We start from the raw sequence: 15,984 nt of genomic DNA, 5'->3' as shown, positions 1-15,984 counted from the left end.
AATGAAACAAGCACTGTTTTGCCTCTAATAATCAAGGCTAAAGATAAAAGTGATTAAGTGTATAATGTCTTAAGATTCATACGATTGAGACGAAACTTTGGTTGACATGTAGTTCAAACATTTTCTCAGATCGCATAGAAAAATGAAAAACCTAAGCTGCCTAAGCTGAGGTTACAAAACGATATTAACGAGGTTTATTATGGTCTTCCATTTGTTCTCGCATTTTAAACTTTTGAACTTTTCCTGAAGCAGTCATTGGAAAGTGATCGACAAATTTAATGTAACTAGGGATTTTAAAGCGAGCGATTTGTCCCTGACAGAAATGTTGTACTTCTTCCGTTGATAACACTCTTCCTTCTTTACAACGTATCCATGCTGAAACTGCTTCTCCGTACTTGGGATCGGGGACGCCAACGACTTGTACGTCTAAAATGTCTGGATGAGTGTACAAGTATTCTTCGATCTCACGGGGATAGATATTTTCACCCCCACGGATAATCATATCTTTTAATCGACCGGTTATCTTACAGTAACCATCTTCATCCATGACAGCTAGGTCACCAGTATGGAGCCATCCATCTTGATTTAAGACACGGGCTGTTTCTTCTGGTTGCTTATAATACCCTTTCATGACATGGTACCCTCGTGTTACGAGTTCTCCTTGTTCTCCTCGAGGAACTTCTTGTTTTGTATAAGGATCAATGATTTTTACTTCAACGTTAGGTAAAGCTCGTCCTACTGTATCGGTTCTTCTATGAAGAGAATCGTTGACCCGTGTTTGAGTAATAACAGGGGATGATTCTGTTTGACCGTATGCAATTGTTATTTCCTTGGCACCCATTTTTTCTATGACACCTTTCATCACTTCAATTGGACAAGTGGAACCTGCCATAATACCTGTGCGTAAAGAAGTTAGGTTATAGTTCGAAAAGGTTGGTAAGTTGAGTTCTGCTATGAACATTGTAGGTACACCATGGAGTGCGGTACAAGCCTCATCTTGCACCGTTTCTAACACGATCTCCGGATTAAATTCAACAACGGGAACCATTGTTGCGCCAGCACTAACACAAGCAAGAATACCTAATACACAACCAAAGCAATGAAAGAATGGTACGGGGATACACATGCGGTCCTCTTCCGATAATTCCATACAAGCAGCGATATTTTTTGCATTATGAATTAAGTTTTTGTGCGTTAACATCACTCCTTTTGGAAATCCAGTTGTACCCGAAGTGTATTGTATATTAATCACATCATCAGCTTGCAATGCATTTGTCTGATTATCTAAAAGATGATCTGGGATGTTATCCCCTAAATGAACAATGTCTTCATATAACCACATTCCTTGTTTATGTTCTTTTCCAAGAAAAACAACATGTTCAAGGTGAGGAAATGCCGCTGATTTTAGCTTTCCTGGCTGAGTTGTCTTTAATTCTGGAATGAGCTTGTAAAGCATATCTAGATATGATGTGCCACGATACTCTTCCATCACAAATAGCGTTTTTGTATCGGATTGAGTGAGTAAGTACTTTAATTCGTTTTCTTGATAGTTCGTGTTAACGGTTACAAGCGTAGCTCCTATAGTTGCAGACGCGAATTGGGTGGTAACCCATTCCGGTGAGTTAGTAGCCCAGATCGCTAAATGATCCCCACGCTTCATGCCTATGTGAAATAATCCTTTTGCCAGTTGACGGCAGGATTCATTAAATTCCTGATAAGTAAGCCTCAGGTCTAAGTCTTTATATACGAGTGCTTCAGCGTTAGGGTTCTTATCAACGACTTTTTGTAAAAGATGGCTAATTGTTTCTTGTTTCAATTATAGTGCAACCCCTTTCAACATATAAATAATTCGTTTATTAAGAAGATTCGGGGAGGAAGCTGGAATCCCTTCTGAAATAAATTGAAAAAAACAAATTAAATAGAGGATTCAAAATTAAAATTAAGGGTAACTAATAAATGTAAAAGAAGTAAGTGTGTAGAAAAGGAGAGCAAAGAGATGAAAAAATATTTAGTAGCATTATTTGGAATGGGAGTTCTTGCTGCATGTAATAGCCAGGGGGCAGATGTAGAGGCAGAAGAACCAGAGGAAGTGACAGCGGCGGGAGTTTTGGAGCAAGCAGAAGAAGCGCATGAAAATTTAGAATCATTGGAAGTGTCATTCACAAATACAGATTCTTATGGAATGGTGCAAGAAGGTGTAGCTTCTTATGATTTTGCCAATAATGTGACTCATATAGAGGAAGATGGAGGAACCATACTTTATAAAGATACTGATGACTTTATGCATATTACCGATTTTGATTATTCTCTAAATGAAAATGAACCAGAAAATAAGCTTGATTCACAAGTAGAAGAGCATCGCAATCCATTAGCTTTTTATAAACAATATGATGAAGATTTATATGATAAATTTGATCTTGAAGAAAATGATGGGGCGTATAAACTTGTATACAATGGAGAAAAGGCAGATCAAGAGCTACTTATAGAAGGCTTTGCCCAGCCATTTTTTGAGTATGCTTCCTATATCTTAAGTGAAGAAGTTGAAAATTTAAAACTGGATGATGTGGAAATTCATACGTTTGACTTATCGTTTGATATTGATGAAGAAACGAGTCGGATCTTGAGTTATCAATACACTGCTGAATACGATGTTCGCATTCAAAGTCTAGAACAGGAATATGAAGATGAAGCCTCTTATTTGTTAGCGGCTTTTAATGAAGTTGCAGCGATTGAAAAACCTGATAAAGACCTGACAGCTGTTGGTACATTAACATATGACCAGCAAGAACAATATGAACAAGAAGCTAGTGATTATATTGAAGCCCTTATTCAAGCTGGTGTATATCAAAACGTCGATGAATTTGTTGAAAGAATGCCTGTAGAAGAAGATGAAGATCGAAAGAAGGAAATGGGTGAGGAGTACAAAGAGGCATTCCGTGATGACTTTCAAGCAGGTATTGCACTTGGTTTTGAAGAACTGGAATTGAGTGATGAGCTTATTGATTCTTATACCGAAGCATGGCTTAGTCTGTTAAAGAGTACTAATTATTTGATCATTGATGCTTCTGCAAGTTCAGAGGATACATTTTATGTAGAAGTAAGTATTGAAGGGTTAGACATGTTTGCTGTTGAGCGTGAATTGGAATTGCTCTTAACAGATGAATTGATGAATGGCGGCTATTCAGAAGATGTTACCGAGGAAGAGATGATGAGTGCAATTGTTGATGTGATTAATCAGATTTCAGAGAGTGATAATCTTGCCCCTGCCCGTGAAGTGACGCTTGAAGTAAATCGAGCTGGTGGAGGGTACCTTATCTTAGATCAAGAAAGCTTGCATTCCGGATTTATACAATAAAGAAAAAACCTGATTCAGAACGATGAATCAGGTTTTTTTGTTCTTAATCCAATCGTGCATTAAAAGCTAGATCGTAATGCAAATGTGACATAACTGTTTTTCATGAAACGGTTGAAGTGGTGATGAAACGTGAAGTACGATGTTGGCATTTTTTTTGCATAAAGAACATGAAGGCAGTGGGGGGTGTTGGAGTTGAAGACGTGCCGACTATGGTTAGCTAAAGAAGAAATTGAAGAGGTTCATTTACCACTTGCGACAGTGATTATTATTGATGTCATGCTGGCTACGACAACATTAGTTGATTTAATGGAGCGAGGGGCAAAGAAAATTTATCCAGTTAGTTCCATCGAAGAAGCATTGGTGAAGAAAAGGGCGCTCGGAGATAATGTAATTACCGGTGGAGAACTTGGAGGGAAAGTAATAGCAGAATTTGATTATGGACATTTACCAGAACACTATTCAGCTGATTTATTAAAAGAGGCAGAACTGGTCTTTCTTTCAACAAATGGAACAAAGGCAATTCAAGAAACACAAAAAGCGAAGCGCCGAGTACTAGCAAACTTAAGAAATGTACACTCTGTTGCAAGTTGGCTTAAGAAACAAGCAATAGAAGATCTGGTCATTGTATGTTCTGGTGCCGGAGGCCATATGGCAATGGAAGATTATTTATGTGCTGCATTATTAATAAAAGAATTGGATACAAAGCATTCAATGTTTGATGACGCAGCGTTGTTTGCTTCTTCTCAAAAAGTAAATGAGAATCTTGTAAAAGATCTAGTTAAACGTGGCAGAGTCGGTCGTTATATGAGCCGATATGGTATGAATGAACTGCTTGATTTTATAAGTGATATAGGTGCCTCAAAATCGATTGTTGAGGCAATTAATCCAGGCGTATTGGCGTTCATAGAGGGAGGGGAAATAGATGGAGGAAACAATCGCGGTACGGCAAGGTGAAGAATTGGATAATGAAGCATTACATCGTTTTTTAATGAAAGCGATTACTAATTATCCTGCTGAAGGAAAACTGGAAATCAGTCAATTTCCAGCAGGGGCATCAAATCTAACTTACCTGCTTTCCAATGACGATTGGCAAGCTGTCTTAAGGCGCCCGCCACTTGGACCTTTACCGCCAAAAGCACATGATATGAAAAGGGAATATGATTTTCTATCCTCGCTTGCCCCGTTCTTTTCTTACGCACCAAGGCCACTGGCACTTGGTACGGATATGGAAGTAATGGATAAGGTTTTTTACGTAATGGAACGCCGTGAAGGGGTTGTTTTAGATGCCGACTTTCCTGCACATATAAAAGGAACAATCGTTAAAGGGCAACAAGTGTCTGAATTGTTAATTGATACACTTGTGGAATTGCATCAAGTTGAACCTGATCAATCTGGACTTAGAAATTTTGGCAAACCAGAAGGTTTTATGGAACGTCAAGTACTTGGTTGGATTGGACGGTATGAGCGGGTACAAACGGATGAGATTGCTGAGTATCTTGGATTGGCGAAATGGTTAAAGGAGAAAATCCCTCTCTCAAGTGAATCACGGATCATTCATAACGATTTTAAATTCAACAATATGTTATTATCTCGTGACCTTTCAGAAGTAAGAGCGGTTGTAGATTGGGAGATGGCAACTATAGGTGATCCGTTGTTTGATTTAGGTGTAGTTTTAAGTTATTGGACAGAGCCGTCAGATCCAATAGAGTTGCGTAAATTGTTCCCTACGATAACGACTAATGAAGGGTTTTTAAGTAGAAGACAGCTTGTAGAACGTTATGCTAAAAAGAGTGGAAGGGATTGTGCTGAATTAAAATTCTATCATGTGTTTGCGTTATTTAAGCTGGCAGTTATCGTCCAACAAATCTATTTTCGTTGGCACCAAGGACAAACAACTGATTCACGGTTTGGAACATTTAATTTACGTACAAAGGTATTAATAAAGCATGCATATAAACAAATTAATTAATTTATAAAGGGAGGAAAACAATGAACTTTGATTACTCGGAAAAAGTGAAAAGGCTTGAAGCGGATGTCATTCAGTTTATAGAAAATGTGATTGAACCTAATGTCACTCTTTATGAAGTGCAGTTAAATAATGCGGAAAGTCGTTGGACGATTCCTCCGGTAATGGAAGAAATGAAGTCAAAAGCTAAGCGAGCAGGGTTATGGAATCTATTCTTACCAAATAGTGAGTATGGTGCAGGTTTAACAAATGTTGAGTATGCCCCGCTTTGTGAACAAATGGGTGGTTCACCTCTTGCACCAGAAGTGTTTAATTGTGCTGCACCTGATACGGGAAATATGGAGACGCTTGTTCGTTATGGGACTGAAGAGCAAAAAAAAAGGTGGCTTGAGCCGCTTTTAGCCGGTGAAATTCGTTCTGCTTTTGCGATGACTGAACCACAAGTTGCCTCATCTGATGCAACGAATATAGAGACAAGGATCGTGCAAGATGGAGCTGACTATTTAATTAATGGACGAAAATGGTGGACCTCTGGGGTTCTAGACCCGCGATGTGAAGTGTTAATTGTGATGGGGAAAACAGATCCTACTGCGGCGAGACATGAACAACAATCAATGATTCTAGTACCAATGAACACACCTGGAATAACGGTGCATCGTCATTTGCCTGTCTTTGGTTATGACGATGCGCCGCATGGGCATGGGGAAGTGGAGTTTGTGGATGTCCGAGTTCCAAAGGAAAACATTTTACTCGGTGTAGGAAAGGGTTTTGAGATTGCGCAAGGAAGGCTTGGGCCAGGTCGTATTCATCATTGTATGCGCTTAATCGGTGTAGCAGAGAGGTCACTTGCTTATATGTGTAAACGGGTGGAAGAGCGTAATGCATTTGGGCGACCGCTTGGAGAACAAGGCGTTGTTCGTGAATGGATTGCTAACTCGAGAATTGAAATAGAACAAGCACGTTTATTAACATTAAAAGCTGCCCATATGATGGACACGGTTGGTAATAAGGAAGGGAAATCAGAAATTGCAATGATTAAAGTCGTTGCACCTAATATGGCGTTAAACGTTATAGATCGAGCTATTCAAGCATTTGGTGGAGCTGGAGTGAGCGATGATGTTCTACTTGCCAAGGCATGGGCGCATGCAAGGACATTACGCTTGGCGGACGGTCCAGATGAGGTTCATCGGAGAGCAATTGCAAAGTATGAATTACAAAAAATAAGGCAAGTAAATCGGGAGGAGTCGGTAAGATGAGTATTCAAACATTATTTGATCTAACGGGTAAAACAGCAATTGTAACAGGAGGGGGGAGAGGGCTTGGAGAAGCAATGGCACAAGCCCTAGCTGAAGCGGGTGCAAACGTCGTTGTTTGCTCACGTAAGGAAGCTGCATGCCAAGAAGTGAAACAACAGATAGAGGCGAGCGGTGGGCATGCAATGGCTCTCGCATGTGATGTAACGAATGAAGCAGATGTGGAGCGTATTGTAGAAGAAGTTTATAACCAATATGGGAAAATTGATATTTTAATTAATAATAGCGGCACGTCTTGGGGCGGAATGCCACCAGAAGAAATGCCAGCAGATAAATTTCAAAAAGTCGTTAATGTGAACTTGCTTGGAACGTTTTTAATGGCAAAAGCTGTTGGTAAAAAGATGATCGCCGATAGCGTCCAAGGCAAAATCGTTAACATTGCTTCTGTCGCAGGGTTAAGAGGATCAGATCCCAATGTGATGCAAGCGGTTGGTTATAATGCAAGCAAAGGTGGAGTCATTACACTAACAAAGGACTTAGCGAAGAGCTGGGGAAAGCATGGAATCACAGTCAATGCGATTGCGCCAGGGTTTATTCCAACGAAAATGACAAAAGATGTGATCGCGCCAGTAGAAAAGGAGATGGTTGCTTCCGTCCCCCTTAACCGACTTGGAGAGCCCCGGGATATGCAAGGTGCTGTACTTTACTTGGCTTCTGAAGCGTCTTCTTATGTGACTGGTCAAACAATCGTTATAGACGGAGGTACAACAGCTTGAGGCTTGCTGGAAAAACAGCAATTGTAACAGGCGCCGGGTCTGGAATTGGTAAAGCTTCTGCTTTGGCATTCGCAAGAGAAGGTGCAAATGTTATTTGCGCTGATCTAATGTTAGAAAAAGCAGATGAAACAGCTGAAACAATTAAAGAATTGGGCGGCAAAGCAAAACCTTTGCTGATTAACGTGACATCTTATGAATCAGTAAAAAAGGCGGTCGCGGTTGCTCTAAAAACATACGGAGCGTTAGATATTATGTTTAACAATGCAGGTATTGGTACGGACGGTTTGCCGCTATTGCAAACATCCGTTGAAGCCTATCGAAAAACGGTTTCGGTTAATCAAGACGGTGTGTTTTTTGGCATCAAGGCTTCGGCAGAGGCGATGAAGGAAGCCGGGGGCGTTATCATCAATACAGCTTCTATCTATGCATATATAGCTGATCGCAATCAGTTGGCTTACCATGCGAGCAAAGGAGCGGTTGTATCAATGACAAAGGGAGCGGCACTTGAATTAGCCAAATACAACATACGTGTTGTTGCAATTGCTCCTGGTTTAGTCGAAACGGATATCGTTTCCGGATGGAAAAAAGATCCTGATACGTGGTTAAAAATAGAAAAAGCACAAATGCGGCGCAAGGCAGGTCAGCCTGAAGATATTGCAAAACTGGCTTTGTTTTTAGCTAGCGATGAGGCTGCTTTTTTAAATGCTCACGTTTATTATGCTGATGACGGGGCAAGTGCATTTAAACGATAGGAGGTTCATTCATGCAGAAGTGGACTGTAGAACAATTAGGCAATCCAAAAGAGGCGCTCGTTTTGAGAACAAATGAAGAGAGGCCCATAAGAAAAAAAGGGCAAGTGTTAATCCGTACGGAAGCAGCGGCGCTAAATTTCTTTGATATTTTGTTGTGTCAAGGTACTTATCAAGAAAAACCTGCGTTGCCGTTTACGCCAGGTTCGGAAATTGCAGGAACTGTTGCAGAGGTAGGAAGCAATAGTCGATTTCGAGTAAATCAACGGGTTATTGCCAGACCGACTATGCCAGCCGGAGGGTTGGCAGAATGGCATGCAGTTGAAGAAGAAAGTGTATTCGAAGTGCCAAAGTCAATGTCATTTCCTGAAGCAGCATCGCTTTTTATTACGTATCAAACAGCTTATTATGCGCTCCATCACCGTGCAAATATAAAAGAAGGTCAGACATTACTTGTCCATGCAGGAGCTGGAGGAGTCGGTTCAGCGGCAATTCAGCTTGGCAAAGCGGCTGGAGCGTATGTCATTGCCACAGCCGGTGGAGCTGATAAGACAAAACGATGTAGCGAGCTCGGTGCAGATGCAGTGATTGATTATCGAAACGACGATTTCGTTCCCCTTGTGAACAAAGCAACTGGTGGTCGGGGGGCTGATGTGATTTTTGACCCTGTTGGTGGCGATACATTTGATCGATCGCGCAAATGTATTGCTTTTGCAGGGAAATTACTTGTTATCGGTTTTGCTGGGGGCAGTATTTCAGAAGCCCCTATGAACCATGCTCTTGTGAAAAATTATTCATTAATTGGTGTTCATTGGGGCTATTATGCAAAATTATATCCTGATGGTGTAAAAGAGATTCATAAAAAACTATGTGGGTTGTATGAAAGTGGAGATGTTCGTCCTCTTTTATTTAAGGTGTATAAGATGGAAGAAGCAATTCATGCACTTGATCAACTTAGTGATCGTCAGACATTTGGGAAGTTAATCATTGAAATGAATAGACATTATTAACGTGGAAAACGGCCGTGTCCTCTGGCCGTTTATTTCTTCTGTCGGACACAGCTCTTCCATTTAGGTGTTAAGCTCGTTATAATAATAGAAAATTCCATATTTTCTTTCGAGTAGCAGGAAGGGGTAATGTGAATGGCACCGATGCGCTTATTGGACATGACTTCTTACTTTCCTTTGTTGTGGGTAATCACAGACCAATTTGGTCAGATTAAAGAAGAAAGTATAAGTTTTCAGGAATTAAGAGACGGATTAAATCATACCGAAGAGAAAGAGTTAACAAAAAAACTTTGCGTAAACGAAAAGAATGGTGCGTCTTTTTATTTATCAGGGCAACTCTTGCGTCATTTCAAGATGGGATATCAGAATGAGGCAAACCTTCAAGCCCACTTGTTTATTGAGGATCCTGAATTTGAAGCGATACAAGCAGAGCTACAAGACGAAAAGCAAGCAAATCAAGAATTAAATAGGATTTTAGAACATTCTTATGATGGTATATCAATTAATACAGCAGATGGTATTACGCTAAAAGTGAATAACTCTGTTGAACGCTTTACGGGGATTCCAAAAGAATATTTTATAGGAAAAAGTGCAGAGAAACTTGTTACAAGAGGTTTTTTACAAGAATCTCTGTATTCAAGAATAATAAAAACGAAGAAGCCAGCAACCGCCTTTCAAGGGGGGAAAAATGGCCATCAAATTGTTATGACAGGCTCACCATTATTAAATAATAATGGTGAGGTTGATAAGATTATTTATAATATTCGAGATGTTTCGGAGCTATTGCCGTATTATCGCAAATTTGGACAAGAGAGTTTACCAACAGACGCTATTTACACTTCTAATCAATCACCGTTACCAGTATTGCATAGCAGCGCAATGGCAGACATTCATGAAATGGTAAATCGAATAAATCAAATCGATGCGACTGTTTTGCTATTAGGAGAAACAGGTGTAGGTAAAGATGTGCTAGCTAAACACATCCATCAATCAAGTCCGCGTCGAAACGGGGAGTTGGTTAAAGTGAATTGCGGTGCGATTCCTGCTGAGTTAATGGAATCCGAACTATTTGGTTATGAAGCTGGTGCGTTTTCAGGGGCAAGTCGTTATGGCAAAGCGGGTATGTTTGAGATGGCGGATGGAGGTATTTTGTTTCTTGATGAGATTGGTGAACTTGCTTTGCCGTTACAAGTGAAACTACTGCAAGTCCTTCAGGATAGAGAGATTCGACGGGTTGGTGGGAGTAAGACGAAGCGTGTTGACGTTCGAGTAATAGCCGCAACAAATCGCGATTTAAAAGAAATGGCTGAAAATGGTAAATTCCGTGAAGACCTTTATTACCGGCTTAATATCCTGCCAATTCGTATTCCGCCGTTACGTGAAAGACGAGCTGATATTTTACCGCTAGCAGAATATTATATTAATCATTTTAATGCAGCATTTGGAATGACAAAAATGTTGTCAAAACCTTTAAAACATCTGTTATTTTCGAATAGGTGGTCGGGGAATGTAAGAGAGCTGGCTAATTTGATTCAACGATTGATGATTTTATCAAAAAACGATGAGCTTGGTTTAGAAGATTTGCCGGAAGAATATCGAGATTCGAAGGGATCAGAAAATGAATCGAACAGTTTATTGCAACTAACCGTTGAACAAGCAGAAAGAAACTTACTTGAAGACGCATTGCGGACATATAAAACAACATACGAAATTGCAGAGGCTTTGCAATCAAGTCAAGCAACAATTGCCAGAAAAATGAAGAAATATGGCCTTACGAGCACTTCTTAATTGAAGCTGCTTTTTTTTGTCCATTATTCAGTATTGCATTCAATCAATTAAATTCTCTCAAAAGTGAATTGAGTTTATATAGAAAACGTGAACGAGTCACTTTTATTCATTTGGCATGGAAATTGCTAATAGGTTAGTAACTCATTCTAAAGAGGGAGTGATCAAATGGCGGTGTTTCATTATAAATCGATTGAATTACCAGAACAAACGTTAATCGAGATGATGATGGAAAGTGTAACAACGTATAAGGACAATGTTGCAATAACATTTGCTGGTAAGACATTTACGTATGAAACGTTATTTGACTTGAGTAAGCGTGTTGCCACAGGATTAGCAGAGCAAGGAGTGAACAAAGGGGATCGCATTGGATTAATGCTACCCAATTGTCCCCAATATGTTATTAGCTATTTTGCGACTCTGTATCTTGGAGCAACAGTTGTTCAAATTAATCCGCTTTATAAACCTGCAGAATTAGCTCATGTGCTAAAAGACGCGGAAGTGAAAGCGATCATCATGCTTGATCAGTTAGTACCTGTTTATGAAGTAATCAAAAATGAAACACAAGTAATACTTGTAGCTGCTGTTTCTTTTGAAGGTTCAGGGTCATTTGATCTGCTTTTAAACTCAATTCCACTGAAGAAGCCTGAAGAAGTGGACCCCGTCGAAGATGTAGCTGTCATTCAATATACAGGCGGTACAACTGGGCGATCGAAGGGGGCGATGTTGACGCATTACAACCTCGTTTCGAATACATTGCAAACTGCAGCAACTCAAGAAAGCAATCAAGGAGAAGGAAGCGAACGTGTGCTAACCATAATCCCCCTCTTTCATGTGTACGGCATGACAAGTGCAATGAACTTAACGTTGTTTCTTGGTGGGAATATGATTCTTCTGCCTCGTTTCGATGTAGAAGAGACCGCTAAGGCAATTGAAATGTACAGACCAACAAGTTTTCCAGGTGTACCGACGATGTATATTGCCTTACTCGATTATTTCCGCAAGCATCACATGGATTTGTCGATGTTAAATGTGTGCACGAGTGGTTCAGCGCCGATGCCAGTTGAGGTGATGCGTCAGTTTAATGAATTGACTGGAACAACAATTTTAGAAGGGTTCGGATTATCAGAAGCATCACCTGTTACTCACCGGAATCCACTCCAAGGAAAACAAAAGGCAGGTAGCATTGGGGTGTCACTACCAAATACAGAGTCTAAAATTGTTGATATTGCAACGGAGCAGGAACTTAAAGCAAATGAAGTTGGTGAGTTGATTATTCGAGGCCCGCAAATTATGAAAGGGTATTATAACCTCTCACAAGAAACGGCAAATGCTCTTCGAAACGGTTGGCTTTTTACTGGAGATTTAGCGAGAAGAGATGAAGATGGGTACTTTTATATTGTTGGTCGGAAAAAAGAGTTGATTATCGCAAGTGGTTACAATGTTTATCCAATTGAGATTGAAGATGTTTTGTACCGAATGGAAGGGATACAAGAAGCGGCAGTGATTGGTGTACCTGACGAATATCGAGGTGAAACAGTAAAAGCTTTTATCGTAAAAAAACAAGGAAGTCAATTATCCGAAGAGGATATTGTCGAGCATTGCAAACAACATCTAGCAGCATTTAAAATTCCAAAGCAAATTGCGTTTATCAAAGAATTGCCAAAGACAGCAGTTGGAAAAATTCTAAAGCGCGAGCTAGTAAGAGCGCAAATAAAGAACTAATAAGTCATGTTAAAAATGGTGAGGTGAATAAATGGATATTCTCCTGCAACAACTATTTAATGGGTTAACGATTGGAAGCGTTTACAGTTTAGTTGCTTTAGGTTTAACGCTCGTGTATGGAATCTTGCATATCCCGAACTTTGCACACGGGGCTTTGTATATGCTAGGTGGTTATGTCACCCTCATGACAATGGCAGCTTTTGGCTTCCCTTATTTTTTAGCGATGTTTGTTTCTATTTTAATTGTTGGATTTGTTGCCTTATTAATGGAACGACTTGTGTTTCACCCTCTGCGCCATTCTCCACCAATCCACGATAAAATCGCTGCTATTGGTGTGTTGTTATTCTTAGAAACGTTTGTTCAACTTGTTTGGGGTGCAGAATATCGCGCAATGTCAACGCCTTTTGGTGAAGTTGTATCTTTTCTTGGGATAACGGTTACCGTACAGCGTATTCTAATCGTCGTAGCTGCGGTTGTTGTAATGGTGCTTTTGCAATTGTTTTTAAAGAAGACGTTGATTGGAGCGGCGATTGTGGCGATGTCACAAAATAGAGAAGGGGCTTTTCTTGTAGGGATTAATGCCAATAAAGTTGCGATGCTCACTTTCTTTATTTCTGGGGCTTTGGCAGCAATTGCAGCATCGATTGCATCGCCAATTAATTTGGTTTTCCCCGGTATGGGGCATCTTGTTATCTTGAAAGCGTTTGTCATTATTATTATCGGCGGGATGGGGAGTATTCCTGGTGCAATTATTGGCGGGTACATCCTTGGTTTCTCTGAAAGTCTTGGGGCCACGTTTATTTCAAGTGACTATAGTGATTTAATCGCCTTTGCATTACTAGTCATTATCTTGACGATTCAGCCAAAAGGACTTTTTGCAAAGAAGGGGGCAGCGTAACATGTTGAAGGACAATATACTGCCACTCATCTTTTTATTACTCGCTCTCCTCATACCATTGGTGACTGACAATCAATACTATCTATATATTTTGACGATATCCTTTGTCTGGACAATTGGTGTATATGGAATGAATTTAATTAGCGGATATACAGGGCAACTTTCATTGGCACATGCTGGTTTCTTTGCAATCGGAGCTTATTCGGTAGGACTGCTTACTGTAAAGGTTGGAATGTCTTATTGGCTTGCTTTTATGCTTGCCTTAGTTATCACAACAATAATTGGCTTACTTGTTGGTTTAATTGCTCTCCGTACGAAAGAACACTTTTTTGCCATTTACACATTATGTGTCGGTTACATCATTTATTTAATTATCTACCAATGGGATGAATTTACGGGTGGTGTTCGTGGCTTAATTGGAATTCCAGCACCAGGTGCTATTGGTCCAATTCAATTTGAAAACAGTCAAGCGCTGTATTATCTTGTGCTTGTATTTCTAGTAGGTACAGTGATTTTTATGAAATGGATAACAGAATCGCTTGTAGGACGCACGTATATAGCGATTCGAAATTCCGAAGAGCTCGCGCAAACGATTGGGATTAACACGATGCGTCAAAAGCTTGTTTCCTTTGTCACCTCTACATTCTTTGCTGCTCTTGCTGGTGTTTTGTATGCATCAGTTGTGCGATTTATTGGACCGAATATTTCCTATACGATGGTCACATTCGATATGCTCACTTATGCGCTCGTAGGTGGTTTCGGCACGTTGTTCGGTCCAGTTGTGGGTACTCTTCTAATCGTGTTATTGACGCAGTCGCTTCAGTTTATGGAAGAATACCGGATGATTGTTTTTGGTCCGTTACTTGTGCTGCTTGTCATTTTTTACCCCCGTGGAATTGTAGGTGGTTATGCTGCGTGGAAACGGAAGCGCAAAATAAAAAAAATGAATAAAAGCACGACAGATTCACATAACAAGTCAACTTATGAGGGGGGACCGTAAATGCTGATCGAGACAAAAAGGCTGACCAAAAAATTTGGGGGGCTAATAGCGGTCAATGAAGTCGATCTCACAATTGAAGAAGGGAAAATCACAGCAATTATCGGACCTAATGGTGCTGGGAAATCAACTTTATTTAATGTTATCAGTGGTTACTACAGAGCTAGCGAGGGTCAAGTACTATTTGATGGTCTAGACATAACGAAAAATCGTCCGTACCATAACGCGAAGCTTGGTATAGCCCGTACATTTCAAACAACAAATTTATTTGAGCATTCAACTGTCCTTGACAACGTCATTATTGGTCATCGGTTGCGAACGAAATCGGGGGTTGCTGATGCGGTATTTCGAACCCCTCGTTTAAAGAGAGAAGAAGCGGCTGCTAGAGAGAAAGCCCAAGAGATGCTTGCGTTTCTAGACTTAGAAAAAGAAGCAGAACGCCTCGTAGGTGATATTTCTCAGGAGGCAAAAAAACGTACAGCCTTTGCACTTGCACTTGCAACAGATCCGAAGATCGTCTTTCTTGATGAACCAGCCGCGGGTGTTAATCCAGAAGAAACCGTTCAGCTTGCAGAATACATTCGTAAAATGGCCGCGAAAGGGCTGACTATTTGTTTGATTGAACATAAGATGCAGATGATTATGGGTCTAGCTGACCGTATTGTCGTCCTTAATTACGGCCGGAAAATTGCAGAAGGTACTCCAGCGGAGATTCAAAAAAATGAAGCGGTAATTGAAGCCTATCTCGGAGGAGGCAACGTCTATGCTGATGCTGAATGAAGTATCGGTTCGATATGGTATGTATGAAGTGTTATCTAATATCTCCCTCCATGTTGAACAAGGTGAATTAGTTGTTTTGCTGGGAGCTAATGGCGCAGGGAAAAGTACGATTTTTAGGAGTATTAGTGGACTCTCTAAACCAGCATCAGGAATGATTACATGGAATAAAAAAGCAATTGGTGGAAAGTCCGCTAGTAAGCTTGTACAGGAAGGTATTGGTCATTGTCCTGAAGGAAGAAATTTGTTTCCAGCAATGAGTGTTTATGAAAATCTACGTATGGGCGCTTATGCATTGCGACCGAAGAAACAGCAACTACAAGAATCACTTTCTGAAATTTACGCACTCTTTCCGATACTAGAAGAAAAGAAAGATGCTCAGGCAGGTTCATTAAGTGGTGGACAACAACAGATGCTCGCAATTGGGCGAGCGATGATGTCAAAACCAAAGCTTGTTCTTTTTGATGAACCTTCAATAGGTCTCGCTCCTCTTATTGTCGAACAAGTTTTTGAAGTGATCCGGACAATCAATCAGCAAGGCACAACAGTATTACTAGCAGAACAAAATGCAAATGCAGCTCTTCGAATCGCCGATCGTGGTTATGTGATTGAGAATGGTCGCATGGTAGTTGAAGGGACACGGGAAGAGTTGCTTGCAAATGAAGCTGTTAAAAAAGCGTATATTGGGGCATAAGC

General features: G+C 40.3%; 14 protein-coding genes. 13 read left to right on the top strand and 1 reads right to left on the bottom strand.

Annotated elements, in window-relative coordinates:
• Window positions 1-184 precede the first annotated feature (184 nt).
• The gene (locus tag BK584_RS10340) at window positions 185-1,816 is read right to left on the bottom strand and encodes an AMP-binding protein (protein WP_078392526.1); all 1,632 of its coding nucleotides are present in this window, start codon (window positions 1,814-1,816) and stop codon (window positions 185-187) included.
• A 180-nt stretch (window positions 1,817-1,996) separates the two neighbouring features.
• On the opposite strand from BK584_RS10340, the gene BK584_RS10335 reads away from it, so the two are divergent.
• The 13 genes from BK584_RS10335 (at window position 1,997) to BK584_RS10275 (ending at window position 15,982) form a co-directional block, all read left to right on the top strand.
• The gene (locus BK584_RS10335) at window positions 1,997-3,355 is read left to right on the top strand and encodes a hypothetical protein (RefSeq protein WP_078392525.1); all 1,359 of its coding nucleotides are present in this window, start codon (window positions 1,997-1,999) and stop codon (window positions 3,353-3,355) included.
• A gap of 192 nt (window positions 3,356-3,547) precedes the next feature.
• Window positions 3,548-4,309, top strand: coding sequence for a 2-phosphosulfolactate phosphatase (locus tag BK584_RS10330; RefSeq protein ID WP_169871181.1), 762 nt, complete (start codon window positions 3,548-3,550; stop codon window positions 4,307-4,309).
• Window positions 4,278-5,324 (top strand): phosphotransferase family protein, encoded by a 1,047-nt coding sequence (locus BK584_RS10325; protein WP_078392523.1) that lies wholly within the window; start codon window positions 4,278-4,280, stop codon window positions 5,322-5,324. The genes BK584_RS10330 and BK584_RS10325 overlap by 32 nt, the downstream gene beginning before the upstream one ends.
• Window positions 5,325-5,344: 20 nt before the next feature.
• Complete coding sequence (locus tag BK584_RS10320; protein ID WP_078392522.1) at window positions 5,345-6,577, top strand: acyl-CoA dehydrogenase family protein; 1,233 nt, start codon at window positions 5,345-5,347, stop codon at window positions 6,575-6,577.
• Window positions 6,574-7,350: an SDR family oxidoreductase gene (locus tag BK584_RS10315; protein WP_078392521.1), complete on the top strand. Its 777-nt coding sequence runs from the start codon at window positions 6,574-6,576 to the stop codon at window positions 7,348-7,350. The genes BK584_RS10320 and BK584_RS10315 overlap by 4 nt, the downstream gene beginning before the upstream one ends.
• On the top strand, window positions 7,347-8,102 hold the full coding sequence (locus BK584_RS10310; protein ID WP_078392520.1) for an SDR family NAD(P)-dependent oxidoreductase: 756 nt from the start codon (window positions 7,347-7,349) through the stop codon (window positions 8,100-8,102). The genes BK584_RS10315 and BK584_RS10310 overlap by 4 nt, the downstream gene beginning before the upstream one ends.
• Before the next feature lie 11 nt (window positions 8,103-8,113).
• Window positions 8,114-9,109, top strand: a complete 996-nt coding sequence (locus tag BK584_RS10305) for an NADPH:quinone oxidoreductase family protein (RefSeq protein ID WP_078392519.1) — start codon at window positions 8,114-8,116, stop codon at window positions 9,107-9,109.
• A gap of 132 nt (window positions 9,110-9,241) precedes the next feature.
• Complete coding sequence (locus tag BK584_RS10300) at window positions 9,242-10,894, top strand: sigma-54 interaction domain-containing protein (RefSeq protein ID WP_078392518.1); 1,653 nt, start codon at window positions 9,242-9,244, stop codon at window positions 10,892-10,894.
• Between the two features lie 165 nt (window positions 10,895-11,059).
• A complete protein-coding gene (locus BK584_RS10295; protein WP_078392517.1) occupies window positions 11,060-12,616 on the top strand; it encodes a long-chain-fatty-acid--CoA ligase in 1,557 nt (518 codons plus the stop codon).
• Between the two features lie 31 nt (window positions 12,617-12,647).
• Window positions 12,648-13,514: a branched-chain amino acid ABC transporter permease gene (locus BK584_RS10290; protein WP_078392516.1), complete on the top strand. Its 867-nt coding sequence runs from the start codon at window positions 12,648-12,650 to the stop codon at window positions 13,512-13,514.
• Window position 13,515: 1 nt separating this feature from the next.
• Window positions 13,516-14,514, top strand: a complete 999-nt coding sequence (locus tag BK584_RS10285) for a branched-chain amino acid ABC transporter permease (RefSeq protein WP_078392515.1) — start codon at window positions 13,516-13,518, stop codon at window positions 14,512-14,514.
• Window positions 14,515-15,291 (top strand): ABC transporter ATP-binding protein, encoded by a 777-nt coding sequence (locus tag BK584_RS10280; protein ID WP_078392514.1) that lies wholly within the window; start codon window positions 14,515-14,517, stop codon window positions 15,289-15,291.
• The gene (locus BK584_RS10275) at window positions 15,275-15,982 is read left to right on the top strand and encodes an ABC transporter ATP-binding protein (RefSeq protein WP_078392513.1); all 708 of its coding nucleotides are present in this window, start codon (window positions 15,275-15,277) and stop codon (window positions 15,980-15,982) included. Before BK584_RS10280 ends, BK584_RS10275 begins: the two co-directional genes overlap by 17 nt.
• The last annotated feature ends 2 nt before the right edge of the window (window positions 15,983-15,984 follow it).

The sequence above is a fragment of the Shouchella patagoniensis genome, assembly GCF_002019705.1.
GTDB lineage: Bacteria > Bacillota > Bacilli > Bacillales > Bacillaceae_D > Shouchella > Shouchella patagoniensis.
Note: the sequence above shows the minus strand (reverse complement) of the source record. Positions and strands in the feature narration are given on the sequence as shown.